Annotated in this window: 22 protein-coding genes; 9 read left to right on the top strand and 13 right to left on the bottom strand. The window is 62.8% G+C overall.

The window, feature by feature from the left end:
- Window positions 1-72 precede the first annotated feature (72 nt).
- The gene (dsbG, locus tag SAJA_RS06970; RefSeq protein WP_184999789.1) at window positions 73-924 is read left to right on the top strand and encodes a thiol:disulfide interchange protein DsbG; all 852 of its coding nucleotides are present in this window, start codon (window positions 73-75) and stop codon (window positions 922-924) included.
- A 199-nt stretch (window positions 925-1,123) separates the two neighbouring features.
- Entirely contained in the window at window positions 1,124-1,306 is a 183-nt protein-coding gene (locus SAJA_RS06965) for a CsbD family protein (protein WP_123657948.1), read from the top strand.
- Between the two features lie 240 nt (window positions 1,307-1,546).
- Here SAJA_RS06965 and SAJA_RS06960 read toward each other — a convergent pair whose 3' ends face one another.
- Window positions 1,547-2,605 carry a DMT family transporter gene (locus tag SAJA_RS06960; RefSeq protein ID WP_123657947.1) on the bottom strand — a complete coding sequence of 353 codons (1,059 nt, stop codon included), beginning with the start codon at window positions 2,603-2,605 and terminating at the stop codon, window positions 1,547-1,549.
- Between the two features lie 105 nt (window positions 2,606-2,710).
- Between SAJA_RS06960 and SAJA_RS06955 the strand changes: the two genes are divergently transcribed.
- Entirely contained in the window at window positions 2,711-3,613 is a 903-nt protein-coding gene (locus SAJA_RS06955) for a LysR substrate-binding domain-containing protein (protein ID WP_184999788.1), read from the top strand.
- Between the two features lie 61 nt (window positions 3,614-3,674).
- Window positions 3,675-5,132 carry a beta-Ala-His dipeptidase gene (gene pepD / locus SAJA_RS06950; protein WP_123657945.1) on the top strand — a complete coding sequence of 486 codons (1,458 nt, stop codon included), beginning with the start codon at window positions 3,675-3,677 and terminating at the stop codon, window positions 5,130-5,132.
- Between the two features lie 378 nt (window positions 5,133-5,510).
- Here pepD and SAJA_RS06945 read toward each other — a convergent pair whose 3' ends face one another.
- Window positions 5,511-5,735 carry a DUF3072 domain-containing protein gene (locus tag SAJA_RS06945; RefSeq protein WP_123657944.1) on the bottom strand — a complete coding sequence of 75 codons (225 nt, stop codon included), beginning with the start codon at window positions 5,733-5,735 and terminating at the stop codon, window positions 5,511-5,513.
- A gap of 132 nt (window positions 5,736-5,867) precedes the next feature.
- Between SAJA_RS06945 and SAJA_RS06940 the strand changes: the two genes are divergently transcribed.
- On the top strand, window positions 5,868-7,094 hold the full coding sequence (locus tag SAJA_RS06940) for an L-dopachrome tautomerase-related protein (RefSeq protein ID WP_123657943.1): 1,227 nt from the start codon (window positions 5,868-5,870) through the stop codon (window positions 7,092-7,094).
- A gap of 46 nt (window positions 7,095-7,140) precedes the next feature.
- Here the strand turns inward: SAJA_RS06940 and SAJA_RS06935 are convergent, their stop codons facing one another.
- From SAJA_RS06935 to SAJA_RS06920, 4 genes are all read right to left on the bottom strand, one after another.
- Complete coding sequence (locus SAJA_RS06935; RefSeq protein WP_184999787.1) at window positions 7,141-8,043, bottom strand: fimbrial protein; 903 nt, start codon at window positions 8,041-8,043, stop codon at window positions 7,141-7,143.
- Between the two features lie 122 nt (window positions 8,044-8,165).
- A complete protein-coding gene (locus SAJA_RS06930) occupies window positions 8,166-10,739 on the bottom strand; it encodes a fimbria/pilus outer membrane usher protein (protein ID WP_123657941.1) in 2,574 nt (857 codons plus the stop codon).
- Between the two features lie 30 nt (window positions 10,740-10,769).
- On the bottom strand, window positions 10,770-11,477 hold the full coding sequence (locus SAJA_RS06925) for a fimbrial biogenesis chaperone (RefSeq protein WP_221180155.1): 708 nt from the start codon (window positions 11,475-11,477) through the stop codon (window positions 10,770-10,772).
- Between the two features lie 101 nt (window positions 11,478-11,578).
- Window positions 11,579-12,175, bottom strand: a complete 597-nt coding sequence (locus tag SAJA_RS06920) for a fimbrial protein (protein WP_184999786.1) — start codon at window positions 12,173-12,175, stop codon at window positions 11,579-11,581.
- 595 nt (window positions 12,176-12,770) lie between these two features.
- Here SAJA_RS06920 and SAJA_RS06915 point away from each other — a divergent pair.
- Complete coding sequence (locus SAJA_RS06915; protein ID WP_123657938.1) at window positions 12,771-13,673, top strand: EamA family transporter; 903 nt, start codon at window positions 12,771-12,773, stop codon at window positions 13,671-13,673.
- Between the two features lie 16 nt (window positions 13,674-13,689).
- Here the strand turns inward: SAJA_RS06915 and SAJA_RS06910 are convergent, their stop codons facing one another.
- The gene (locus tag SAJA_RS06910) at window positions 13,690-14,199 is read right to left on the bottom strand and encodes a GNAT family N-acetyltransferase (protein WP_245963251.1); all 510 of its coding nucleotides are present in this window, start codon (window positions 14,197-14,199) and stop codon (window positions 13,690-13,692) included.
- A 220-nt stretch (window positions 14,200-14,419) separates the two neighbouring features.
- Between SAJA_RS06910 and SAJA_RS06905 the strand changes: the two genes are divergently transcribed.
- A complete protein-coding gene (locus SAJA_RS06905; protein ID WP_184999785.1) occupies window positions 14,420-15,025 on the top strand; it encodes a carbonic anhydrase in 606 nt (201 codons plus the stop codon).
- Between the two features lie 62 nt (window positions 15,026-15,087).
- Complete coding sequence (locus SAJA_RS06900) at window positions 15,088-16,659, top strand: SulP family inorganic anion transporter (protein ID WP_123657935.1); 1,572 nt, start codon at window positions 15,088-15,090, stop codon at window positions 16,657-16,659.
- 534 nt (window positions 16,660-17,193) lie between these two features.
- Here SAJA_RS06900 and SAJA_RS06895 read toward each other — a convergent pair.
- Entirely contained in the window at window positions 17,194-18,717 is a 1,524-nt protein-coding gene (locus SAJA_RS06895; protein ID WP_123657934.1) for an OprO/OprP family phosphate-selective porin, read from the bottom strand.
- 251 nt (window positions 18,718-18,968) lie between these two features.
- Here SAJA_RS06895 and SAJA_RS06890 point away from each other — a divergent pair, with 251 nt between their 5' ends.
- On the top strand, window positions 18,969-19,982 hold the full coding sequence (locus SAJA_RS06890) for a M23 family metallopeptidase (RefSeq protein WP_123657933.1): 1,014 nt from the start codon (window positions 18,969-18,971) through the stop codon (window positions 19,980-19,982).
- A gap of 28 nt (window positions 19,983-20,010) precedes the next feature.
- Here the strand turns inward: SAJA_RS06890 and SAJA_RS06885 are convergent, their stop codons facing one another.
- From SAJA_RS06885 to SAJA_RS06865, 5 genes are all read right to left on the bottom strand, one after another.
- Window positions 20,011-20,967, bottom strand: coding sequence for an oxygenase MpaB family protein (locus tag SAJA_RS06885; protein ID WP_123657932.1), 957 nt, complete (start codon window positions 20,965-20,967; stop codon window positions 20,011-20,013).
- 56 nt (window positions 20,968-21,023) lie between these two features.
- Window positions 21,024-21,629, bottom strand: a complete 606-nt coding sequence (locus tag SAJA_RS06880; protein ID WP_123657931.1) for a 3'-5' exonuclease family protein — start codon at window positions 21,627-21,629, stop codon at window positions 21,024-21,026.
- Between the two features lie 7 nt (window positions 21,630-21,636).
- Window positions 21,637-23,082 (bottom strand): SLC13 family permease, encoded by a 1,446-nt coding sequence (locus SAJA_RS06875; RefSeq protein WP_342777540.1) that lies wholly within the window; start codon window positions 23,080-23,082, stop codon window positions 21,637-21,639.
- A 104-nt stretch (window positions 23,083-23,186) separates the two neighbouring features.
- Window positions 23,187-23,777 carry an LOG family protein gene (locus SAJA_RS06870; protein WP_221180154.1) on the bottom strand — a complete coding sequence of 197 codons (591 nt, stop codon included), beginning with the start codon at window positions 23,775-23,777 and terminating at the stop codon, window positions 23,187-23,189.
- Complete coding sequence (locus SAJA_RS06865) at window positions 23,774-25,153, bottom strand: hypothetical protein (protein WP_123657929.1); 1,380 nt, start codon at window positions 25,151-25,153, stop codon at window positions 23,774-23,776. Before SAJA_RS06865 ends, SAJA_RS06870 begins: the two co-directional genes overlap by 4 nt.
- Between the last annotated feature and the right edge of the window lie 285 nt (window positions 25,154-25,438).

Below are 25,438 nucleotides of genomic sequence, written 5' to 3'. Positions count from 1 at the left end.
ATTCAGATGGGCGAACGGGCGTTAATGCTAGATTTACGGTGTTTCAAGATTTTCGTCTCGGAGAGATCGATGATGTCCCAACCCATTTCAATCGCTCGCCGCGGGTATGGCCTGCTAGGCACCTGTCTCGTCACGTTCGCGCTGCTGGCCGGCCCGAGCGCTGGCGCGCTGGCCGCCGATAACGCATCGAGTACCGACAAACCCGCCGTAGCCGATTTACCCAAAGCGCTCCAGCAGTCGGTCAAATCCGGCCAGCTCGAGGTCGTGCGCTCGTTCAAGACTGACGTTCCGGGCCTGACCGGCTACGTGTTGTCTCAGTCCGGCCAGCATCAGATCGTCTACAGCGAGAACGGCTATCTGATCGTCGGGCGTATCGTCTCACCGGACGGCAAGAACCTGTCGGCGGCCTACACCGAAAAATACGTGCCCAAGCCCGATCTCGCCAAGATCGCCCAACAGCTTGAAGCAACGGGCCATCTGGTACAGCAGGGCCCGGACAAGGCGCCGAAGATCTATGTCTTCGCCGATCCGAACTGTATCTATTGCCACAAGTTCTCTGATCAGGCCGCCCCGCTGGTCAAAAACAACAAGCTACAGCTGCAATGGGCCATGGTCGGTTTCTTGAAAGACACGAGTGCCGGGCGGGCTGCGGCTATTCTCACCGCCGACGACCCGGCCAAGGCATTCGCCAAGAACGAGGCCGGCTTCGACGAGGCCAGCGAGAGCGGCGGTATCAAGCCAATCGAGGACATCGACGCCGATATCCAGAACGTGCTGGACGCGCACGCCAAGCAGATGGCGGCCGCCGGCGGCAGCGGTACCCCCACGCTGGTTTACAAGGACGCACAAGGCAAATGGCAATCCAAGGTTGGCGCGCCGGGCCGGGATTGGCTGAACAGTTTCATCGAAAGCGCCCAAAAATAAGAAATGCTGGTTAACCGCTAGCTAAATGCCTGCTGAACGTGCCGATAGCGCTACGTATCGCCAACGCTAAAAAAAAGGTCTAATGTCCAGTCATGGGTCGATGTCGATCCATCGGTTTCAATCACCGTTACATCGATACGCTTAATTTCGTATCCGGCCGGTCATCGATTGTCCGGCCGCACAGAACCGGAGAGTTCTCATGGTTGACGACGATCGTAAAGAAGGCACGCTCGATAAGATCAAGGGCACTGTTAAAGAGCAGGTTGGCAAGCTGACCGGCGACGAAGAACAGGAAGCCGAGGGCAAGGCCCAGAAGAACAAGGGCAAGGTCCAGAACAAGGTCGGCGAAACGAAAGACAAGGCTCGCGACAAGCTGAGCTAGCCGACCGGCAAGAGATTGGAGAGCCGGCGCTGAGGCGCCGGCTTTTTTATGCGTGCTTGTTGTCTGCCACGGCCTAGGGCGTGCCGTCATAGGATATGCCGTCGCATTGCCCGCGCCGGGCGTGTCAGGCAAGGCGCGGGCCGCCGAGCGTGGCCCGCCACGGTCAAGGTCCGTAACGCGTCATGGCGCGTCCGGCGCGAGCAACCCCAAAGGGGCCGGCTTATCTTGTGACGGCACGCCCTACGCCGGGGCGTTGGGCAACCGCTCACGACGCAGAAGCCGCGGTCGTGCACGGCGCGATCGGCTGTCTTGCCCGAGGCGATGTCGGCCCGAGGCCCGGTCGCCGTTGCCATGATCGTTTCCGCCGCCGCGGGTCGCATACAGCCCGGCCATCGCGATCAACGCCATACCGACCACACCCCACTGATCCGGCAAATGGCCGAACAGCAGAAACCCCCAGAGCGTGGAAAACACCAGATAGCTGTAGTCACCGGCAGCGACCAGCGGGGCCGGCGCCATCTGATAAGCCCGGCCCATGGCGGCACTGGCCAAAACAGCAATCACCGCCAGCGCCACGATCAAGCCGGCGAGCACCGACAGATCCATGCCTGCAAACGCCGGCCAGCCACGGGCCACGAACGGGGCGGCCTGTTGCCAGCTCGTCGGCATGTCGACAACCGCAAAAACGCCGAGCGCGATCAGGCCGACGCCCAAAAACGCGATCTGTACACCCATCGACATCACGAGCGGCGATTCATCCCGACATTTCGTGGCCGTGATCAGCGCGGCCAGCGCATAGAGTACGGCCCCGGCCAGCGGCAACCACAGCATCGGTGAAAACGCGCTGGTGCCCGGGCGCAGCAATACCAAAACCCCGATGAAGCCGAGAATGACGGCCCCGATTTCGCCCAGCGCCAGCCGCCGGCCGGGCTCGAGCGCACACAGCAGCGTGATGATGAGCGGCGCGGTATAAAGCGCGGCCGATACCGTCGGCAACGCCAGGCCGGCCAGGGCCAGATAGACCAGAATCCACATCGCAACCAGCAGCAGGCTGCGCACCCCCACCCAGAACCGATGCGTGGCGCGCAGACCGTGGCGCGCAAAGCGCCACATGAACACGCCCAGCAACGGCACCGCCACCAGCCCCCGCAGTACGACGAGCTGCCACACACTGATCTGCTCCGAAAGCAGCTTGACCAGGCCGTCACCCAGCGCCAGCACCACGGCCGCCAGCACGATATAAGCCAGGCCGCCAAACGACTGGTTCTGCAGGGTCGAACGCATTAGGACCTGTTGCATAGGGCGGGCGGTGGCGGGATGAGTGCGGCTAATCCTGAGCCCGACTCATGCCCCCGTCACACGATATTTCGATTCGCTGGCATTACTTCAGGTAATATCAAATGCATGAATCGCCTACGCCGCAGCCTGCCGCCACTGGCCACGCTTCTGCCTTTTGAAGCCGCCGCCCGCCTGGAGAGCTTCACACAGGCCGCCGCCGAGCTGTCGATGACCCAGGCCGCGGTAAGCCGCCAGATCCGCGCGCTTGAAGATGACCTGGGGCTGGCCCTGTTCGAGCGGCGGCATCGCGCCGTCGTGCTCACCGCAGCCGGTGAGGAGCTGGCACGCGCCGTGGCCAGCGGCCTGGAAACCATGGCCAGTAGCGCCGAAACGCTGCGGTCTCGCCGCGATGATGACGATATCGTGCTTCTGGCCGAGCTTTATGTGGCCATGTACTGGCTCATTCCGCGTCTACCGGCTTTTCATGCCAGTCATCCGGATCTGCGCCTGCGGGTCAATGCCTCGACCCAGCCCCTGAGCCACGCTGAGACCGCCTTTGATCTCGCCCTGCAATGCGGCACGCGCCCGGCCGGCGCGCTCACGCCGATCTATTCCGTGCCTGATGCCGTGTTCCCGGTCTGTAGCCCGGCGATTGCCGGTCAATACAGCCTGACCCCGGCCGACCTGGCGGATTACGATATCCTGCACTGCCGCGACGACCCGAAAGACGGCTGGCTGTCCTGGAACGACTGGCTGGCCGGCGTCGGCGCGCGCGTGGCCACGCCACGCGGGGCCACGTTCGACAACTACCCGGTGGTGATCCAGTCCGCGCTGATGGGCCAGGGTATCGCCCTGGGCTGGCAACGCGGGCTGGAACATCTCATCGATACCGGGCAACTGGTCCGCCCGCTGGCCGCGGCCATGAATCTGCCCCGGGGCTTATCGGTCTACAGCGCCGCCCCCGAGGCGATCGACACCAACAAGCAGCGCGTGATCGATTGGCTGCACGCCGAGCTGGTCGGCGCTTAGCGCTTGGTCAAGCCCTCATGCCCTCTTATGCTGGCCGAAGACTCATGCAAGAGATCGATCGATGAATACCGCACTTGAAACACTCACGCCCGCCCCGCTGTGGCGTCATTTCGATGTGCTTTGCAACACGCCGCGCCCGTCGTGGCACGAGGCCGCGATACAGGCTCGCATCGTCGATTGGGCCGAGGCACGCGGCCTGGCCTGTACACAGGACGCCGCCGGCAATCTGTTGATCACCCAACCCGCCACGGCCGGGCACGAGGCCGCACCCACCGTTGCCCTCCAGGCCCATGTCGACATGGTGGCCGAGGCCGAACCCCACGTTGTGCACGACTTCACCCGGGATGCCATCCGGCCTAGAGTCGTCGACGGCTGGCTGATGGCCACAGACACCACACTGGGTGCGGACAACGGGATCGGCGTGGCCGCGGCCCTGGCCATACTCGAGGACGAGACGATCGAGCACGGGCCGCTCGAGGTGTTATTAACGGTCGCCGAAGAAGTTTCGCTGGTCGGCGCGGCGCGTCTGGCGCCCGACTGGCTTAGCGCCGATTATCTGCTGAATCTGGATACCGAGGAGGCCGGCGATATCTGTATCGGCTGTGCCGGCGGCGCCAACGTCAGCCTGGATGAGCGCTGTGACACAGCCGCCCTGCCTGACGGGCACAGGCTGCTGGCCATTGAGATCAGCGGGCTGGCCGGCGGCCACTCCGGTATGGATATCCATACCGGGCGCACCAGTGCCAACGTGCTGATGGCGCGTCTGTTGGCCTCTCTCAGCCCCCACGCGCCGCATCTGGTCGTCCTCGACGGCGGCCGTATGGACAACGCGATCACACGCCACACCCGCGCCACGATCGCAGTGCCGGGCGGCGATATCGAAGCCGTTACCGACATGATCGCGCGTTTTCGTGCCTCGCTGGACGATACGCTCGTGACCGAGGATCAAAACCTGTCGATCCGGATCGATACGGACACAACGACCGCGACCTCGGCCCTGACGGCCACAGCCTCCAAGACCGTAATCGACATGCTCGCAGGCCTGCCCTACGGCGTCGCCGCGATGAGCGACCAAGCACCCGGCACGGTCGAGACCTCGAACAATATCGGGGTTGTTCAACTAAGCGACGGCCAGCTCACCGCCCAGCTCATGGTCCGCTCGCTGGTCGATACCGAGCGCGACCGGCTGGCTGAGTCGATCGCCCGGCACTTGGCCGCGCACGGGTTTTCGCCCGGCGTGGCGCATGGCTATCCGGGCTGGGCGCCCGATGCCGATAGTGGCCTGCTGGCCCGCTTTCAGGCGGTCCACGCCGAAACAACAGGCGCGCCGCCGCGTGTCGTCGTGCTCCACGCCGGCCTGGAATGCGGGCTTATCGGGGCGAAATACCCGGCACTCGAGATGATCTCGTTCGGGCCGACGATCCGCGGCGCGCACTCGCCGGCCGAGCGGGTCGATATCGCCTCGGTCGAAACGTTCTACCGGCTGCTTGGCAACACGCTGACCGCGCTGGCCCGCTAGAACACCCCGCCGCGCAGGCGCAGCCATTCTTTTCTATCCGCAGATGACGCAGATGCGGGGTTGGTGGCATGGCGAGTCGGCGACTGAATGATCGGTTCGGGAGATGGCGGACAGCTGAGCCCGGCACGAGATACAGCATTGGCTGGCTGATCTTTGATGGACTTTCACAAAGCCGTTCGATGGCCAATCAATCGCTATTGATTGGCCTATGGAATCGTCCTCGCTGTACTGGTCTCAAAACGAGCCGCTGCGACCCGGGTTGATTCACCCTGCTCGATCGCGCGCAACACGCGTCTACGCCGATCGGAACGATAAACGCCCTAGCAAGCCCAACCGAACGCTAACGCACTGTGCTGATCCAGCAAGCACGGAAAGGTTCTAGCCCTCGCCGCGGCCGGTCTTGTTCTGTAGCTCGTCGATTTTCTTCGAGGCATCGGCCTTGGTCATGTTCTCGTCAAAGCGCTCGCCGGCCTCTTCACACAGCGTCTGCAGATACGAGGCTTGTGCCCCGGTCATCGCCTCGTCACCGGTGGTCCAGTTCTTGGGCGCTTTCTCGAGATTGCTGTTCTCGGGCTCGTTGTCCGGATTCTTGGGTTCGTTCATGGCATTACTCTCTTGATTCATTGTATAAATATACATAAAACCCGCGATGACACAAACCGTGCCTCGCCGGCCCTCTCTTCGATCAACCCGTTCTCCGTTAGGCTATCGATAACCGCTCATCTGGACACGCACATGCCAAACCACTGGATCACGCTGGCTACGCTGGCCACCTTGGCCGGGCTCGCTCTACCGGGCACCGCCATCGCAGCCGACGAAAACGCCGAGCCATCGTCGCAGGATCTGGCGCAGGCAGAACCGATTGGGGCTCTGACGGCTGATTTTCTGTTCCACGACCAGATGCCCACCGGTTTGAGCGTCACCACGGACGGGCGTCGTTTCGTCTCCTACCCGCGCTGGGGTGATCACCCCACCTATACGGTCGCCGAGCTGGTTGGCGATGAAGAACGTGCCTATCCGTCGAAAAAGATCAATACGCTGGATATTTCAGCACCGGCCGAACACCTGGTCAGCGTGCAGAGCGTGGTGGCACCGGGCGACGGGCATCTTTGGCTGCTGGATACGGGCGTCCTGCCGGCCAGCGGCTATGACAAGGCCGGCCCGTTGGCACGCGGCGCCAAGCTCGTGTCCGTGGATCTCGCCACGAACAAGATCGACCGTACGATCGTGCTGCCTAACAACGCGGCTTTGAAAAACACGTATCTAAACGACGTGCGTATCGATACCGCCAAGGGCCCGGCCGGTATCGCCTATATCACCGATTCATCGTTCACCGGCCCGGGCGCGATCATCGTGGTGGATCTGGCCAGCGGCAGGGCTTGGCGCAAGCTCTCGGGCACGGCCTCGACGTCTGCCGAGGCCGGGTTTCGCCCGATCGTGGAAGGCCGCTACATGATGCTCGACGACGGCCAGGGCACACCCAAGGTGCCGGCGATTCCGGCCGACGGTATCGCGCTCTCGCCCGACGGCGCCACGCTGTATTACTCGGCGCTATCCGGACGCACGCTCTACAGCGTGCCGACCGCCGGCCTGCGCGATCGCGAAATCTCTGATGAAGCACTCGAAAAACAGGTCAGCACGATCGGCGAGAAAGGCGCCTCCGATGGCCTGCTCATGGACGCCGCCGGCCGGCTGTATGCCACCGACTACGAGCACAACGCCATCCACGTACTCGACCCGACGGCTAACGGCCACGAATGGTCCACGCTGGCCTATGATCCGCGCCTGCTCTGGCCGGATACGCTCTCGATCGGCCCGAACGGCGATATCTACGTCACGGCCAACCAGCTCCACCGCCAACCGCAGTATCGCGCCGGTCATGACGCCCGCGACAAGCCTTATGTGCTTTATCGCATCAGCGCCGATGCCAAGCCGATTCCGGCCGATCATGGCGGCGGCTGACAGCATGCCGGAGCCGTGACGCAAGAGAATCCACGGATTCCCTTGTTCAGGGATAGACGATCATGAAACGGGCCATGGCCTGTACCTGCCCGGCCGACGGCGCGGTTTCTGTTTGGTAGTAACGCGCTGCGAACGACAGCGCGCTCTGAGTGCGGCCCAACCGTAGCGCGCGCATATCGACCGGTGTATTCGGCGGCGCCGGGGTCTCGGCACCGTCGAGCACCTGGATACCAATGCCGCGCGCTGCGTCACGTGTGGCGGCATTGGCAATCACGCCGCGATCGGCCAACGCGCCTGCCGCGCTGTAATCCAGCGTGATCGCCACCCGATCTCGCGCATCCTCGATACCGTTGCAGGACAGAGCGATCTCGAACGGGGTCTGGCCCGCCGTGCTGCCAGGGGCCTCGAACATCGTGATCGAGACCGGCGGCAACGCCACCGAGATATTGCGCGGGCCGCTGACCTCGCAGGTCGAGCCCACGACACGCCCGTTGAGCCGGGTCGTGAAGATTGTGTCTGCATCGCCGTTGTCGGTGACGAAACGCGAGAACGTGCCACCGCGCAGCGTGCCGGCGGTGAGCGATTCCGCGGTGCGAACCGCTTCTGCGATGATTTCTAGTTCGGGCAGATCCAGCCGCAGAAAACCGAGCAGACCGCTGCTGAAACCACTGTTGTTGGCCCCCTCATAAGGATCAACGATGAACAACCCGCGCGGATTGTTGCTGGCCCGTTGACGCAACCGGATGCCCACGCCAGGCACGCCCGAGTCAAAGATATCCGGCGAGAGCGCACTCGGTGGTGCCAGCACATCGCCTCGCGTGCCACCCCCGAACAGATTACAGCGCACGAGATTGCTTCGCTGCGCCACACTGCCGCGCGCGGTCGCCAGCACGTCGCCCGGCTGTGCGCTCGGCGCGACCACCAGCTGGTTGAAATCAAGAGTCACCACAGGGGGTGAATAATTACTGAAAAGACCGGGATCCACCCGGCATGCAGCGTGCGCGTCCATGACACCGAAAAAGATGATGCAAAACAGCAGCACACGAGCGGACAAACAGCCTGCTGACGGCTTCATCGATCGTCCTCGCATCGCGCGGTCAGTTGACGTATCTGGCCTTCGGTATCGATATCGGCGTCATAGGCATAGTCGAAGACACAGCGCTGATCGTCGCGCGGGCCCCACTGGATGGCCAGACGGCCATGGCTCTCATAGCTGCGAAAATAGATCTGGTTGCCTTGCCCGACCAGCCCGACCTGCTCGCCGCTGGTCTGATCCGTGACGTCACTGCCCAGCGGTATCGTGCGCTGATCGGTGGTCTGCACACGAATGAGTATCGGATCACCAGCCACGGTCGAGAAATCCAGACGTGTGATCGAGCCGGCCCAAGGCACGATCTCCTTGGACGTTGTTTCCAGGGCGATATCGTTGGGCGTATTGCTGGGATCAAGCTGGATACGATTCATCTGATAAGGCGTGGCATAGGCCACCAGCCCATAGCCATCATCGTTGATGCTGGCCCCCACTGAATTGACGATCCGGGCGCCTTCGGCACCATCGGCGTGCACCAGAACCATGTTCTCGCCCTGTTGTGGCGAAAACGTCAGGCCGTCTTTATGGGCTACCAGCGAGCCGCGTGCGCCCAGGCTGAGTTGGCGGGCGTCATCGCCATAACTGTAACCGGCTCGCAGCGTCGACACCGGGCTACGATAGGCTACCGTGGCATCAGCCCCGGGCCGGCTGCCGTCCTGGTCGCTGACCGAGGCATTCCAGGTGATGTTCTGATGGCGCCCGATCGAGCTACTGAGGCCAAGACGGCTGCCGGCATAGCCTGCATCGTCAAAATCGGTGCTCGAATTGGCGAATACCGGATTGGCCCGGCCAGCCCCTAGCGGCAACGTCAGATTCAGAGTGACGCGCATCTCGTCACGCTCGGCGACATAGCGTCGGTTTTCGACCGATAAACCATAGGTCAGCTGCTTGAACTGGTTACGATAGCCGGCCTGGTAGTTCGTGCTGGTACCGTCCTGATTCCAGTAGTCCTGTACCGAGCCGGTCAGATAAAACGCCCCGCCCCGCGCGCCAAGGCGCTGATTAATACTCAGCTGGCCGCGATTGCGCTGGCGGCCACGAAAGAACGGGTCGAAGTTGTCGGCGTCTCGCTCGCGCAGGCGCAGCGCGCGATCCAGCTCGTAATAACCGGCGCTGGAATAACGATAAGCCACCAGATTCAACGTCGTGCCTAACCCGCCCAGGCTACGGCTGTACGTCGCCTCATAACTCTGCCCGCTCTGCGTGGCCCGGCCAGAAAACTCGGTGCGCGCGTGGGTCACATCAAGCGCGAACGCGCCCAGGGGCGTGTTGAGCGCGCTACCCAACGTAACCGCGGCATAGCCCTGGCTCACATTGATGCCCGTATAACCGGTCAATAGATTGGTGAAGCCATGGCGCCAGGTGCCTTGCAATACGAACGGGTCGTCTGCGCCGTCCTCACGAAACTGCCCGGCCACGAGGCTGTAGCGCGATATGCCGGGTCGCAGCAGGCCGGGCACGCTGGCATAGGGCACGGAAAAACGTCTTCGCCGGCCATTTGCCTCGATCACGGTGACGTTCAAGTCGCCGCCATAGCCGGTGGGATACAGATCGCGGATTGCGAACGGCCCCGGCGAAACACTGGTCTGGTAGATGAGCTGACCGTTCTGACGTATTTCGACCCGGGCGTTGGAATTGGCCTGGCCGCGCACGACCGGCGCATAGCCTCTCTGCGCCCGCGGCAGCATTCGATCGTCAGAGGCCAGCTCCACGCCGCGATACCCGAACGAATCGAAGATCCGCCCGTCGGTAAAGTTCTCGCCTGCCGTCAGCTCGCTGCGGATAGCCGGAAACGGGCGTTGCACGAAAGTACGCGTGCGATCATTGGCAAAGCCATCGTTCTCGGCCCAGCGAACGATCTGGTCGCTACGAAACTGCCACCCCGCCAGATTGAAGCCCGCCATGAACGACAGATAACCCTGTCTGGAGGTGTCGAACTGACTGCTGTCACGCTGATAGAGATCGAAGTCGTACTGGGCAAGCCCGGCATCGATACCCCGCGACCACGCACTACGCGGCACCGCACCGCGAATCGTGTCGGCCAGATCCGCCTGAGGAATCGTGATGTCGTAACGCAGCCGGCTCTGGTCGTAGTGGGTCGCGGCCGCCGGCAGCCATTGTTGTATCCGGCGACAGGCATCGTCTTCAGATGGCTTAAGGCGGGTCAGATCCACGCCAAAACTCATCAAATCCGACCGCTCGAAGCACGGCGCAGCGGTCTTGGTATCCGGAAGCCGTCGAAAACGCAGCCGGCGCTGGCCCTGCCATTTATCGTTGACGTAAATATCCAACGTATAAGTGCCGGGTTCGACCGGATTGCCCTGTCGGTAGGCCGATAAATCGCGGTCTCGGGCTTTGCCGCTGAGCAGGCGGCTATCAAACGTCACGGCGCTGGGCTGCGCACTTGCCGGTTTGGATGCATCAGCTGGCGCCGCGGCACCCGGCGCTGCCCAGACCGGCGACAGTGCCCAGCACGACAGCAAGGCCATCCCGGCCCCACGCGCCGCCGATACGCCCCGTCGCTGCGTGGCGATCTCGTATCTTGACTGGCCCATAGCACGATCCGAAAACCCGCTGATCGCGGTTTAATCGCCGGCAGCGGAAAACGTGGCGTGGTGGCGCGTGGCAGCCCCAAAATCGTTGATCGACTCGTAAAATACACGCGCTCCGGCAGCCGGAGACGTGCCTAGCGGCCAACGATGACTCGCGCCAGGTGCCAACATGTGGCTGCGCGGCACAAGGCTCGACCCCGACTTGCCCAACCGCACCGCGGTCAGCGTCACGTGATAGGCGGTAGGATTGCGCACGCGCAGTACCGGCGACCCGGATGTATTGGTCGTGACCGACCATTCAAGCGCGTCGGGCGCTTTGCGCGGCTCACCGGGCAGCCCCTTTGGCCGATAGAACAGCTTGATACGCGACCGGATCGCGAACTGCAGATAGTTCTTGTCCCGATCTGATTGCTTTTGCCCCAGCGAGGGCGGCACATCCAGCACGTTCAGCCAGAACACGCTTTCTTCATCACTTGGCAATGCTTTCGGCGTACCGGTAAACCGGATACGAAGCGCCTGACCACGATCGGCCTCTACCCGTGTGATCGGCGGCAGAATCACGAACGGCGCCTGGCTGTCTTCAGGCGTGGATTCGGCATTGCCGGAATCCACCCAACTCTGCACTAGCGCCGGCTGATCACCGCGATTGGTCAACTGCACGATCTGGCTTTGGGCGCCCTGTTCATAGATGACGCGTGTGGCCTCGATCACGACATTGGCGTTGGCCGTGGTTGCACCCACAACGATTACCACGAGCCCACCAACAAGGCGTGCGAGCCTTGCCCACACGCTGCAGTTATTCCGGCATCGATCGCGGTGCTGCCTAAATAAGCGCGCAGCGATCACGGATAGATCAGGACATAACTGGCCATGGCGTTCACCTCACCCGCGGTGCTCTGACCGGTTGCGAAGTAACGCGCCAGATAGTTCAGCGTGACCTGACCATTGTCGGCGTCGAACTGACCGGCAGGCAGGTTGCCCAGCGAGCTTTCATCGGTTGGCACCGTGTTGCCGATATCGATCGCCTGGTCATTTTCACCGTTGACCAGCTGGATCGTGACGTTCTGTGCACCGCCGCTCGCTGCATCGGTGGTGTTGAGCAATGTGCCGAACGTGGTGTTCACATTCGCGTTGGGCGTGAAATAAGCGGTGACCGACTGCGAACCAGTGGTTTTATCGGTGTTGTTGGCCAGGCTGCAGTTGGCCAATTGGATATCGAAAGGCGTTTCACCAGCAGTCGCTCCCTCAGCGGGCAGCGCGTTGACCGAGACAGTCGGCAGGGTCACCGTCTGATCAGCCCCTTCGCCGACGATCTCACAGCTGGCGGCTGTCACCTTGCCATCGAAACTGATGGTTCCGCCCTGCTGCGCGACGGCCGCCGGGGCGCAAACCGCTGCTGCCAAGGCACCGGCACAGGCCAAAATCTTCTGCACGCTCATAGGACCCCTCGTCCATTTCATTCAAGGAAACGAGCGCGGATCGTCTAGCCTGTCCTCTTATTTTGCAAACACTATTCTTAGTCCACAAAATCATTTTTCGGTATTTATTTTAATTCTAATGGCTTACGGCCCGATACCGAACGCTCGTTCGGCGCGCGTGATGACGAAACCCCGTACCCACTGCGCTAAATTCAGGTACTAGCCTCTACTTATTTCATATGAAGAATCATGCAGATACAAAGACAATCGACGTGCCCGGCGGATCTCTATGCTTGATCCTGATTGCGGGTTGATCGTTGACCCTAACGCGATAGAGAGATGCCTCATTCTTTTATCTTTTTCTCCGTATTTGTACGCATCCATATTGAGTAATAAATATTACTTGGCTATCGCCGTATTTTATTTTATCAATCGCTTTGTGGGCTCATTATCTATTAAAGACCGGCTACTCGATCCTTGATAACGCGAGCAAGGCCCGGCCAAGAAAATACCAATTACGGACTTGTGCGATAGACTCAGCCCGATCGTTCGTACGGTTGCGGCCGGATTACTCCGATAGTCACGCCGTCCAGGACCATTGAAAGCGTTGGTCATCATGTCTTATCTATCGTCACCGCTCGGCCAGCGCCTCTGGCCTGTCGCCCTGTTGCTCGTTTCCATGAGCGCTATTCAGAGCGGGGCCGCCCTGGCCCATGGCCTGTTCGCGGCGGCTGGGCCGGCCGGTACGACCTCGATACGCCTGATCATTGCAGCGGTGTTGTTGGTGGCCTTGTTTCGCCCGTGGCGTCACACGGTCGGGCCGAGGGCCTGGCGCACGATCATCCTGTATGGGCTGGCCATGGGAACGATGAATTTTCTGCTGTATCAGGCATTGGCGCGTATACCGCTGGGGATCGCGGTCGCCCTGGAATTCACCGGGCCGTTGCTGGTGGCCGTGGTGTCGTCGCGCCGCGCCCTGGATGGGCTATGGGTGGTGATCGCGGTCGGCGGGCTCGCCGTGTTGCTCTGGCCTGATCAGTCGATATCCGGGCCGCTTGATCCGGTCGGGGTGGCCTGCGCGCTTGGCGCAGGGGTTTGCTGGGCGCTGTATATCGTCTTCGGGCAGCGAGCCGGGGCGAGCCACGGCTTGCAAAGCGCGGTTCTGGGTACGGTGGTGGCCGCGCTTTTCATTGCGCCGATCGGCGTGCTCGAGGCAGGCTCGGCGCTTTTGTCTCCTCATGTATTGATGCTGGGCGCATTCGTGGCGGTGCTCTCGACGGCCCTGCCTTACACGCTGGAGATGATTGCGCTGCCCCGCCTGCCCCGCGCAACGTTCGGCACGCTCATGAGTCTGGAGCCGGCAGTCGGCGCCCTGTCCGGCCTGCTGTTTCTCGGACAGACCCTGGGGCTGCTTCAATGGCTGGCCGTTGGCGCGATCATGCTGGCTTCGATCGGTACGACACTGACGCCAGATAATCGGGTGACCGATCGCGCCTACGAGGCGCCGCGCCCGGATTGATTCGACGCGACAGCCTCTATTCGCCCGCGGCAAATCGTCGCAGCGCCGCCCCGTCGAGGCGATAACCGGTCCATTCTGACTGTGGCTTGGCGCCAACGGCCTCGTACAGATCGATGGCCGGCGTATTCCAGTTCAGCACGTTCCACTCAAAGCGTGCACACCTAGCGTTGACGGCGCGTTGCGCCAGCACACGGAGGGCAGCCCGGCCGAAACCACGACGTCGATACTCGGGGGCGATATACAGATCCTCGAGAAACAGGCCATGCCGGCCGAGCCAGGTCGAGAAATTCTGAAAATACACCGCAAAGCCGATACTTGCGCTGTTGTACTCGAAGATCAGTGCAGTAACGGTTGCTTGGGGCGCAAACAGCGCCGCCTCGATATCGGCCACCGTCGCGGTCACGGCCATGGGCTCTTTTTCGTACTCGGCCAGAGCCTGAATGAACGTCAGAATCTGCGGTGCGTCGCTGATTTTCGCGTCTCGTGCCGTTAATGCTGAATCGCCGGCTTCCAGGGACGAATTCAAAATTGAAACCTCGCTAAATGATTCACTATGCACGTTTTTTAGTCTCATCAAGCGCGGTAATCGTTCTTGTCAGACCGGGACACGTCCGTGCAATATGATAACAATACGTTTATATCCATCGGATCGTGAAAGGCTCGGCGATACCGATTTGTCGAGCAGCTTCGGCCGGCCCAGACGCTTACGGCCCGCGATGCTCGGTTTCCAACAAAGGTATATCGCAATGCAATTCAAGGAACGCTTGCTGCTCGAAAACCAGGCCTGGTTAGCCACCATGCAGGAACGTGACTCCAAATTCTTTGCGCGGCTGGAACAGGGGCAGTCGCCAGAAGCACTGTGGCTGGGCTGCTCCGATTCGCGCGTGCCGGCTGAAACGTTGTGCAACGCCTCGCCGGGCGATCTGTTCGTGCATCGCAACGTGGCCAATATCGCGGCCACCGAGGAGCACGGCTTCATGTCGGCGCTGGAGTACGCGGTTACCGCGCTCAAGGTGCCTTATATCGTGGTCTGCGGGCATGAAGGCTGTGGCGGCGTGGGGGCGGCCTGTTCCGGCCAGGCCAGCGGCATGGATCACGTTGATGCCCACCTGGCGCAACTGGTCGAGCTCTACAACAGCGAGCGCGACAATCTGGATGCCAACGACGACAAGGCACGCGTGAATGCCATGGTGCGCCGAAACGTTGAGGCCCAGATCGACAAGCTGGCCGACCTGGATCTGATCAAGAATGCAGAGCAGCCGCCCACCCTGTTGGGTTTGGTCTATGCCCTGGACGCAGGCCATCTGGACGTGGTTTGTGAGTCGGCTCCCAGCCAGCCTGCGGCCGCTTGAAGCAGGCCGTACTTGCCTGCCCATCGTGTCATTCGTTCACGCTAAGAGATTGAAACCCCAACATGTCGAATGAAACCTCATTCCTGGACACCCGTTATTTCGGCCGTGATCTGCGCGCCGGGATCGTGGTGTTCTTCGTCGCGATCCCGCTATGCCTGGGGATTGCGATCGCCTCGGGCGCCCCGCCGCTATCGGGCTTGATCACCGGCATGATCGGCGGCCTGGTGGTCGCCCTTGCCAGTGGCTCGCAGCTGTCGGTCTCCGGGCCTGCCGCCGGCCTGACCGCGATCGTACTGGGCGTGATTCATCAGTACGGCTTTGACGGCCTGCTGATGGCCACCGTTCTGGCTGGCGTCATCCAGATTATTCTGGGTTTTCTGCGGCTGGGGATCATCGGTGCCTTCGTGCCCAACGGCGTCATCAAGGGCATGCTGGCCGGTATCGGGCTGATCCTGATCGGCACCCAGATTCCGCTGGCACTCGGCCACGGCTCCAAGACCGATGCCGGTCTGACCACACCCGGCCCGCTGATGGAAGGCATCGCCCCACTGGCGGTCATCATCACCGTGGTCTGCCTGGGTATTCTGATCGCCTTCGAGATGGGGCTGTTCAAGAAGATTCCGGGGGCTAACATCGTGCCGCCGCCGCTGGTGGCCGTGATTGCCGGTGTGGTCCTGGCGATGGTTTTCTCGGGCTCGGGCATGGCGCTCAACGGCGCCCAGTTCGTGAACCTGCCGGGCCTGGACGGACCCGTATCGCTGTTCCAGCAGCTACAGCTGCCCAGTTTCGGGATGATGCTGGAGCCTGGTATCTATCTTTCGGCGATCACCATCGCGCTGGTGGCCAGTCTTGAGACGTTGCTCTCGGTCGAGGCCGTCGATGAGATGGATCCGATGGGCCGTAAGTCGCCCACGCACCGTGAGCTCAAGGCCCAGGGCTTGGGTAACTTCGCTGCCGGCATGATCGGCGGCCTGCCGATGACAGCGGTCATCGTGCGCAGTTCGGCCAACGTCCAGTCCGGCGGTCGTACTCGTCTGGCCGCGTTTATCCACGGGATTCTGCTGGTGATCTCGGTCGCCTTCCTGGCTTTCGCGCTGGAGACGATTCCGTTGGCCGCACTGGCCGCGATCCTGTTGTTCACCGGCTACAAACTGGCCCGTCCGAGCCTGATCCACGCCCAGTACAGTGCCGGCATGAAGCGTTTCCTGCCGTTCGCCACGACGATCGTGATGATTCTGGCCACGGATCTGCTCATCGGCGTGCTCTCGGGCATGGTCGTGGCGGTCTACTTCCTGATCCAGTCGCACTACCACACGGCGCTGTCGTTCACGAAGAATGGCGACCATGGTCTGCTGCGCATGGGTAGCGAAGTGTCGTTCCTGAACCGTCAGGAGCTGCGTGGTTATCTGCAGGAGATTCCGGAGGGCGGTCATCTGATCGTGGACGCCACCAACGCCAAGTTCGTGGATCCGGATATTCGTGAAGATCTCAACCACTTCGTGGACGGTGCGCCCAAGCGCAACATCGCCGTCGAGCTGCGTGGCCTGGACGGCCACAGCGCCACCTATGTTGGCGCCGACGGCCGTCGCGTGGCCTCCGGTGACGAAGGCGTGAACCAGGCCGACCCGGCCTGATCACGCGCTTTCGATAACGCCTGATCAAGCCCGTCGCGCCAGCGGCGGGCTTTTTTGTGGGCGTTGTTTACAGCCGTAGCGGGTGGCGATTTAGCCGAGTCCTGGGTCTGGGTTCTTTTTTATCCGCCGATGGACGCAGATTGCGCAGATGTGGGCTTGGTGGGGCCGTGGGTTACCGGCTGATTGCTCGGTTGGAGGCTGCCTGAGCTTGGCGGGGTGTTTAAGACGAATGTCGTTGGTTTGATCGTCTCTTTTGTAGCTGTGAGACAGGGTTTTTTATCAACTGACACCGACGCGCGATAGTCCATCCGCGCTGAACGATCATCCCTGAATTTTTATCCAACCCTGCGGCAGTACGCTGGCTCGAACCCGGCCGCGTTGTTTTCGGCTCATCAGGATCACATCTGCAGCTATCTGCGGCCATCTGCGGATAACATGCTTTCGGGTGCGCACTCGTGCCCGGATTCTCCCAAACACAAAAAAGCCGGACCGATGATCGGCCCGGCTTGTCTTTCGGCAACGCTTGACCCGGGGTCAGAACGCCCACTGGGTGCGGAAGGTGAAGATATCCGCGCCGTCGACGCTGCCGCCGTCCTGGGTGACGAGCGGGGAGACTTCGGTGTTGATGACGCGGCTGTAATCAGCCATCAGCCGCACGTGGCGGTTGAGATACCAGTTGAGTGCCGCGGTGGCACGGGTGCCTTCGCCGCCGGTCACGTCACGATCGTTCAGGTCCGCATAGTCGAAGCGGCCTGCCAGCTCGACGGCGCCGTAGGTGCCCGCACTCAGATCGAAGGGTTCGTCCGGGCGCAGCCCCTTGAACTCGCCGTCGCTGCCCCGGTAGACCCGTGACTCGCCGGTCAGCGTCCAGCCAAGCTGAACGTAACCGGCATCGTAGTTGAGGTCGTCAAAGCCGTCGCTGCGATCGGTCTGGGTGACCACATACTCACTCTGTATCGAATAAGGCCCGGCCATGGCTGCGAATTCGAGCCCGCCCATATACACGCGATCAAAGTTCTCGATCGTGCCCGTATCGAAGATACGCGCATTGGACATATGCGTGTTTTCGTAGCTGTAGGCCGGCTGCCCGTCGAGCACGCCGTTGTCTTCGGCCGATTCACGCACACCGGCAAACGTGCCCAGGTGAATCACGTAGTCTTCTGAATTGATCGGCGCCCAGGTCAGGCGCGTGCTGGCCCCGTATCCTTCGGTGGCCTGCACACGATCGCCGTTTGGCTCGATGGTGTCGCCATAGGCCCCGGTCTGGGCCGACCAATCGTGGCCCGAGCCTTTCAGATTGGCCCCGATGGCACGATCAAACAGTGGCCCGGTCAAAGCGTTCACCAGCGAACGCTCGGTGAACATGATGTCGTTCGAGCTTTCCTGCAGCTCCATGCTGATGGCCTGTTTCTGCTGGCCGAGCGTGAATTCCAGCGGATCGATACCGCTATAGACCAGAAACGCGTCCTTCACGCCGACTTCGTTGTCAGCGAAATCGGATTCGAGCATGAAGCCCAGATCCTTGCCGAACGTGCCCTCGACGCCGATACGCGCCCGGCGTATTTCAGTACCGGTGGCCGCGTTCTGCTCGGCGCCGCCGTCACGCTCGACGTAATCGTTGGGGTTTTCATAGTTGTAGTCGGCGTGCAGACGCCCCGACAAGCCAACCTCGAAGGAATGGCTTTCGTCGGTCAACATCAGCGTGGCCGGCTTGTCGTCAATGCCGGTGGTCGTTCGCGGCGCCGGGGCTTCGACCGGCACGGTGGCCAGCGAACTCGGCTCCTCGGTGGTCCGGTATTCGGCCTTGGCCTGGTCGGCGCAGGGATCGACCGCCTCGAACTCACCCAGACGCACGCGGTTCGGGCCCGGCTCGGCCAGAATCTGCTTGGTCGCCTGATCCATATACAGCGTCAGGCGCTGCCCCCCGGCCGCGCTGCGGGTGGCACACTCGGCCTCCGAGAGCTCGGCGGCGGCCTCGGCGGCTGGCGGCATCGACAAGAGAGCGGTCAGGCCAAGCGCGCTGGCCGACCACAGGCCGGTACGTCGTGTCGTGGGCATATCTATCCTTCTGGTGATTCCCCTGTGTCACGAACGCACTCTAATTCGCCTTTGTTACAGTTTTGTAAATAATTTGTGTCAAATAAGCGACAGGCGACAACACGCTCTTATCAACGACTTACGCGCCAAGCCTCGCGGCGGGTTATGTTTTTTGTCGCTTACGCGGCTGTCTGTCATGTCGTTGTCATCATCGCCTCGGATCGCGCGCGGTGCAGCACGCCGGTTAAACCAAACGCCCGGGCGGTGGTCTCATGAGCATGCACACGCCGCCCGAGCCCCAGACGCCATCGCCACCCGTCCACCGACGCCGCCGACTCATACTTGAAACGCTGCTGCTCGCCGTCATGCTTGTCGCGCTGTGGGCTAAGCCGGTCTGGCGGGCCCAGGCCGAGCACACGTCGCGCCTGGCACTGTCATGGCTTGCCCATGACGTGCTGGGCTGGTCCGACCGGGATATATACGCCGCCCGCCTGCGGCTTGCCGGTCTGGGCGATACCCCGAGCGTACAACGCTGGCAGGCCGCCCCGGCCGACGCCACACCGGTTGGGCTCGGGGCACGCCATAGCGCCGATCTCGACTTCGCCGACGATACAATCCGGGCCGCGGTTTATACCCTGGCCGCTGAACGCGGCCAGCAGCTGGCCTGGCGACTGACAAGCGACGAAACCAGCGCCGGCCTGTTCGCCACTCTGGAACGACAGGATCCGGCGGCGGATACCTGGTCGCTTGTCACCGCGGTTGCCGCCGACGGCGAGATTCATCGCGTGGATGTCGATGCCAAGGCCCGCTATCGCTTTGTATTGCAGCCACGCCTGTTCGAGGCCTTTGCCGGCCGGTTGGTCACCGCGCGCGGCGGCCAGCTGGGCATGCCGGTGGCCGGTGCCGCCGCGCGCGATATCGGCGGCGGGTTCGGCGTGGCCCGCGATGGCGGCGCCCGCCGTCATGAAGGCATCGATATCTTTGCCAAGGCCGGCACACCGGTCGTCGCCGTCGTCGACGGGCGTGTTTCACATCGCAACGGCGGGTTGGGCGGCAAGACGATCTTTCTATCGTCCAGTTTGACCGGGCCGCGCTATTACTATGCACATCTATCGGCTTACACGAGCGACGATGGCGCGCGGGTTTCGGCCGGCGACGTGATCGGTCGCGTGGGCAACACCGGCAATGCCGCCGGCGGCCCGCCGCATCTGCATTTCGGTATCTACAGCCGGGGCGGCGCGATCGATCCGGCGCCGTTCATCGCGCCAAGACCGGCGCTGCGCTGATCGCGCCCCGGATTCCCGATCAACTGCCTCAGTCAAAGTTCAGACAGTCTCGCGTGGCCCCGCAACGGGCCGCCGAGCGTACGCCCACACCTTGTGACATGGCGGCCCGCATTACCGGGCCGATACGCGACAGCGACTCGGCCGCCCCGCGATCGATCACGCGTTGGCGGTACGAGCGATGCATCCGCAGCCGTGCCCATTCCGGCAACAAGGCCGCCCCGGCGCCCAGAAACATACGCCGGGATACGCCGGCCACCGGGATCGGCAAGGCCATGGTATCGAGTACGGCCAGAGTATCCCGTGATCGCTGGTCGAAGCGCAGCTCGGGCTGGATAGCCACGAAATAATCGGCCATCTCCTGCTTGGAACCGGGCACGTCGCGGGCACCGAGTTTCTCGGCGATCACGCGGGTCTCTCGGAAATAGGCATCCTCGACATGGCGCGGCAGATCGGCCCGGCGATAGCGCTTGTAGCCTTCCAGGAACATCGCCATTTCGGTGCAGTGCACCCAGGTCAAAAGATGCGGGTCACGCGCGTCATAGGGCTCGCCCTCGGGTGTTTCGCCTGTCACGCGCGCATGCATGCGATCCACGATATCGATAATACGCTCGGCATGATGCGTCGGCGCGTAGGTGGTTGCGGCCACGAACATCGTGGTGTTGCGCAAGCGGCCCAGCGCATCCGAACGAAATCGCGAGTGATCCCAAACGCCGGCCAACGCCCGCGGGTGCAACGTCTGAAGCATGAGGGCCGCGATGCCGCCGGCCATCATGCCCGGAAAATCGGCATGGATCTTCCAGGTGACTGACTCCGGGCCGAACAGGCCCTGATCGCCCACGGGATGATCGTAATCGATCCCGAAATCCTGGCGCGTGGCCACGGTATCCACGATCCAGCCGCGCAGGCGGGCATAAACCGGCTCGGTGGCACCGGCCAGCGCCTGGGCCGATACGTTGCGTGCGAATGTGCGAGCAGACCATGACATAGCACCAACTATACGCCGCAGGCCGGATTCGGGTTGCATGCACAACCCGCGCTCGCTCAACGCCGGAAGTCTGCCACCGGCCGATGGGCGGCCGTGAGCCACTGCGCCACCGAGATGCCGGTAGCCGCCACCGCAGCCTCGACCACCCAGCCGGCCGCACGGGCATCCTCACCGGCATCGTGGTGTGAAAACTCCAGGCCCAGCACGGTTTTCAGATGCCCCAGGCCGTGGCCGCCGGCCCCGCGTAGTTCGGGAAACGCCCGCCGGGCGATGCGTACCGAGTCCAGCCAGTGGGCCGCAATCGGCGCGCGGCCGGCGGCCTCGGCCGCACGGCCGAGCGCGGTGACATCAAAGCTGGAATGCGAGACAACGACCTGATCGGTCAAAAGCGCCGACACCGCGTCGTGGATCTGGCCCCAGTCCGGCGCGTGGCTGACATGGCCCGGGCGAATACCGTGGACCGCGATATTGGCCGCGGAAAAGAACGTTTGCGGATGAACCAGCCACGACCAGTTGTCGATCAGCGCGCCGGCGGCAAAGCGGGCAAAGCCGATCTGGCAGATGCTGCCCGTATCGGCGTTGGCGGTCTCCACGTCCACGGCGATGAACGCCGTGGGATCGTATTCGGGTACGTGCTCGGGCGGGCCAATTGCGCGGGCCATCGCCTGCCTACCAGATGAAGCTGATCACGGCATACGGGATCAGCGTGGCCAGAATCACACAGGCCACGTTGAGAGCCAGGCCGGCGCGCACCATCGACTGGATCTTGAGCCGCCCGGTGGCGAACACGATCGCGTTGGGCGGCGTGGCCACCGGCATCATGAAAGCACAGCTGGCAGCAATCGCGGCCGGCACGGTCAAAAGCAGCACGTCCACGTTGACCGAAACGGCCAGCGCGCCCAGAAGCGGCATGAACACCGCCGCCGTGGCCGTGTTGGACGAGACCTCGGTGAGCATGATGATCACGAGTGCGACAGCCCCCACGAGCAACAATACGGGCAGCACGGCGAAGATCTCCATCGAATCGGCGATCCAGGCGGCAAGTCCGGTGGACTTGATCGCACCCGCCAGCGCCAGCCCGCCACCGAACAGCAGCAACACGCCCCAGGGCACGTTGGCCTCGTTCTCCCAGTTCATCAGGCGTGAGCCCTTGCCGTCGCTGGCCGGGATGATGAACAACGACACACCCACGATCATCGCGATCAGCGCGTCGGAGACGAACGTGGCCCCGGCATCGGTCAAAAGCGGGCGACAGATCCATAGCACGGCGGCCAACAGGAACATGATGCCCACGCGTTTTTCTGCCGAGGTCATCGCCCCCAGCTTGTCCAGCTCGTCGCGCAACATCTGACGGCTATCATCGCTGGCCGCGAACTCGAAGCCGCCGCGGGTCAGCCAGGCCCAGGCGGCCACCATCATCAACAGCGCCGTGGGCACGCCCACCAGCATCCACTGGGCAAAACCGATCTGAATATCCTGATCCGAGGACAGATAGCCGGCCAGCAGGGCGTTGGGCGGCGTGCCGATCAGCGTGGCCGTACCACCGATGGAGGCGGCATAGGCAATGCCCAGCAGCAGGCTGGTGGCATAACGATCGATGCCGGCCGACTCACGATCGGCCATCAGTGCGATCACCGAGGTGCCGATCGGCAACATCATCACCGAGGTCGCGGTATTGGAGACCCACATGCTGATGAAGCCGGTGGCGATCATGAAACCACCGATCTGGCGCTTGGGCGCTGAGCCCACCGCCAGCAGCGTGCTCAGGGCGATGCGGCGATGCAGATTCCAGCGCTGCATGGCCAGGCCGAGCAGAAACCCACCCAGAAACAGAAAGATGATGTCGTCGGCATAGCCGTGGGCCAGGGTCTGGAAATCCCCCAGGCCGACCAGCGGCCCCAGTGCCAGTGGCAACAGCGCGGTGGCCGGAATCGGGATGGCCTCGGTGGCCCACCAGGTGGCCATCATCGCGGCCAGGCCCGCACAGTGCCAGCCGGCTTCGGGCAGGCCTTCGGGCGCGCCGATCAAAAGCGTGGCGATCAGCCAGAGCGGGCCGAGCAGCAGACCCACCGAGCGGGCACTGATCCCCGAGCTCTCAGAGGGGCGGTTCGAAATACTGTCTTGAGAAGGAGCCACACCATGCCTCGGGTCACTTGCGAGCGCGACACGGTATCAATCATCCCGAATCGCGCTTTGCTACTTTCGTCGTATATCGCCTGTTATGACATATCCGTGCTTGCGGCCATCGGCTCGAACAGCCGGGCCACCAACGCCTGTGGCTCATGCGCCACGCCAATACGCGCGATATTGGCCGCGCTGACAAACCCCTGATCGCGCATGTGATGCATGCAGCGCACCAACGGGCCATAGAAACCATCGACGTCACACAGCCCCACCGGCTTGTCGTGCCAGCCGATCTGGTGCCAGGTCAGCACCTCAAACAGCTCTTCGAGCGTGCCGAACCCGCCGGGCAGCGCGATGAAGCCGTCGGCGGCCTCGATCATGCCCAGCTTGCGCTGATGCATGGTTTCAACCACATCCAGGCGGGTCAGCCCGTCGTGGGCCAGCTCGCGCTCGGACAATCCGCGCGGGATGATGCCGTGCACCGGGGCGCCGCTTGCCAGCGCGGCATCGGCCACCGCGCCCATCAAACCCACGCGGGCGCCGCCGTAAACCAGGCCATAGCCGGCCTGGCCCAACGCCGTGCCCAGCGCTGTCGCGGCTTCGCGATAGATCGGATTCTGGCCATCGCGCGAGCCACAGTAGACACAGACCCAGCGGGCCGGCGCGGTCATCGTTTGCTTGCTCATCGTCTGTCGTCGTCTTGGTCGTTTTCGTTATCGGCGGGCCGGTCGTCCGGTCGGTCGAACAACTCGTTCGGCATGGGCCGTGCCAGCGCCCGGCCGTGAATCAGAATTGATAACACCAGCCCCACGCCGATGGCCCAGGCCGCCCCCTGCGTCACCAGAATAGCGGCCGTGATGCCGGCGATGCCCAGATCGGTCGGGTTGCGGGCCTCCATGATACCGACCCGCACGCTGACATAGCCCTGGATGAGCAACGTCAGCGCCAGGGCCACGCCCAGAATCGGCTGGATGAGCGAGACGATCGGCAACAGCAACAGCCCGGTGTTCGTGCCCCACCGAAACGAGCCGGCGCCGCCGATCATCGAGCCCATGGCCTTGCGGCCTTCCTTGTAGCGCTCGACGATCACCACGTGCATGGCTGACCAGAGCGGGCCACACATCGCCACATCCGGGCCGGCCACGCTCATGGTGGCGTTACGGGCGCCAAAGATCATGTGCGCGCGATCGGGCGAGTAGTCGATCGGACGATCGGGCCGGGCGGCCGCGGCCTCGTCGAGCAGCGCACGCGACTGCAATACATCACCAAACACCACCAGATACGTCGCGATCACCGTGGGCAACGCGGCCAGGAAGAAGCCGGCCGGCGGCAGGCCCACGCCAAACACGGTGTAGCCGGCCCACAGGGTGACGAAATCCGGCTGGGAGAAGCCAAAGCGCAGATCCGGCCAGGGCGCCTCGCCGGCCAGCGGTGCGACCACGATCGCCAACACGATGATCGGAAAGATACCCAGCTTGCCGGCAAGCGCCGCCCAGGCGCTTCGGGCCTTGAGCGCGTTGAACCCGCGCGAGAAGATCATCGCAAAGGCCAGCCCCACCGCGATCGAGATCGTCACCGGATAGGTCCAGAACCGCCCGTCGTCGGCGAATACTGTGTTCACCGCGGCCAGCCCGGCCCCCATCACGATGCCGGCCTTCAAGGCCGTGGGCACGGCGCGCACCACATGACGCGCCAGCCCGGTGGCGCCCAGCCCGATCGACAACGCCCCCAGCATGAACTGAAACGCGATCAACGCGTGCACGCGAGCCACGCCGGGGTCATAGCCCTCACAGTAGGCGATCAGAAGCGGAATGGCCGGCGTGATCCAGCCGGGCACCACCGGGTCGCCCAGCAGGTGATGGGTCAGATACAGCACGCCGTTCATGATCACCACGGCAAGTGCTGCGGCAAACGGCATGCCCAGCAGATCAACCATGAGCGGTATCGCCGCCAGATCCACCGCGCACAACGCCAGCCCCTGGCAATAGTCCGGCCACTCGAAGCGATAATGGACAAACGGCAGACAGAGTCGAAACGGGCCTAGGGCTTGTTGCCGTTTCATGCGAGTCCGCGCCAAGCGCTGTTTTGCGGCAAGACGAGGCGTAGCCCGCGCCGCGCAGTCATTCTGCGTAAGGGGGCTAGAACGCTGTATTGCCGCAAAACAGCGCTTGTCCCGAAGGGTTGGGCCGCAAATCGCACCCTACAGCGTTGCAAGTCTTGATCGTGGCACGCCACGACGCTGCGACTCGCGCCTTGCAGGACACGATTTGCGGTCGCCAACGCGGACTCGCATGAAACGGCAACAGGCCCTTGTGTCTTGCCCCGGATATCTAGCTAGTATCCGGGG

It is taken from the genome of Salinisphaera japonica YTM-1, from assembly GCF_003788585.1.
Classification (GTDB): Bacteria; Pseudomonadota; Gammaproteobacteria; order Nevskiales; family Salinisphaeraceae; genus Salinisphaera; species Salinisphaera japonica.
The sequence above is the reverse complement of the archived record's forward strand: the minus strand, read 5'-3'. Positions and strand labels throughout refer to the sequence as shown.

Excerpts from the sequence above, each read along its gene's own strand:
- dsbG (WP_184999789.1), top strand. The coding sequence starts at position 73 with ATGTCCCAACCCATTTCAATCGCTCGCCGCGGGTATGGCCTGCTAGGC.
- SAJA_RS06965 (WP_123657948.1), top strand. The coding sequence starts at position 1,124 with ATGGTTGACGACGATCGTAAAGAAGGCACGCTCGATAAGATCAAGGGC.
- SAJA_RS06960 (WP_123657947.1), bottom strand. The coding sequence starts at position 2,605 with ATGCAACAGGTCCTAATGCGTTCGACCCTGCAGAACCAGTCGTTTGGC.
- SAJA_RS06955 (WP_184999788.1), top strand. The coding sequence starts at position 2,711 with ATGAATCGCCTACGCCGCAGCCTGCCGCCACTGGCCACGCTTCTGCCT.
- pepD (WP_123657945.1), top strand. The coding sequence starts at position 3,675 with ATGAATACCGCACTTGAAACACTCACGCCCGCCCCGCTGTGGCGTCAT.
- SAJA_RS06945 (WP_123657944.1), bottom strand. The coding sequence starts at position 5,735 with ATGAACGAACCCAAGAATCCGGACAACGAGCCCGAGAACAGCAATCTC.
- SAJA_RS06940 (WP_123657943.1), top strand. The coding sequence starts at position 5,868 with ATGCCAAACCACTGGATCACGCTGGCTACGCTGGCCACCTTGGCCGGG.
- SAJA_RS06930 (WP_123657941.1), bottom strand. The coding sequence starts at position 10,739 with ATGGGCCAGTCAAGATACGAGATCGCCACGCAGCGACGGGGCGTATCG.
- SAJA_RS06920 (WP_184999786.1), bottom strand. The coding sequence starts at position 12,175 with ATGAGCGTGCAGAAGATTTTGGCCTGTGCCGGTGCCTTGGCAGCAGCG.
- SAJA_RS06915 (WP_123657938.1), top strand. The coding sequence starts at position 12,771 with ATGTCTTATCTATCGTCACCGCTCGGCCAGCGCCTCTGGCCTGTCGCC.
- SAJA_RS06905 (WP_184999785.1), top strand. The coding sequence starts at position 14,420 with ATGCAATTCAAGGAACGCTTGCTGCTCGAAAACCAGGCCTGGTTAGCC.
- SAJA_RS06900 (WP_123657935.1), top strand. The coding sequence starts at position 15,088 with ATGTCGAATGAAACCTCATTCCTGGACACCCGTTATTTCGGCCGTGAT.
- SAJA_RS06895 (WP_123657934.1), bottom strand. The coding sequence starts at position 18,717 with ATGCCCACGACACGACGTACCGGCCTGTGGTCGGCCAGCGCGCTTGGC.
- SAJA_RS06890 (WP_123657933.1), top strand. The coding sequence starts at position 18,969 with ATGAGCATGCACACGCCGCCCGAGCCCCAGACGCCATCGCCACCCGTC.
- SAJA_RS06885 (WP_123657932.1), bottom strand. The coding sequence starts at position 20,967 with ATGTCATGGTCTGCTCGCACATTCGCACGCAACGTATCGGCCCAGGCG.
- SAJA_RS06880 (WP_123657931.1), bottom strand. The coding sequence starts at position 21,629 with ATGGCCCGCGCAATTGGCCCGCCCGAGCACGTACCCGAATACGATCCC.
- SAJA_RS06870 (WP_221180154.1), bottom strand. The coding sequence starts at position 23,777 with ATGAGCAAGCAAACGATGACCGCGCCGGCCCGCTGGGTCTGTGTCTAC.
- SAJA_RS06865 (WP_123657929.1), bottom strand. The coding sequence starts at position 25,153 with ATGAAACGGCAACAAGCCCTAGGCCCGTTTCGACTCTGTCTGCCGTTT.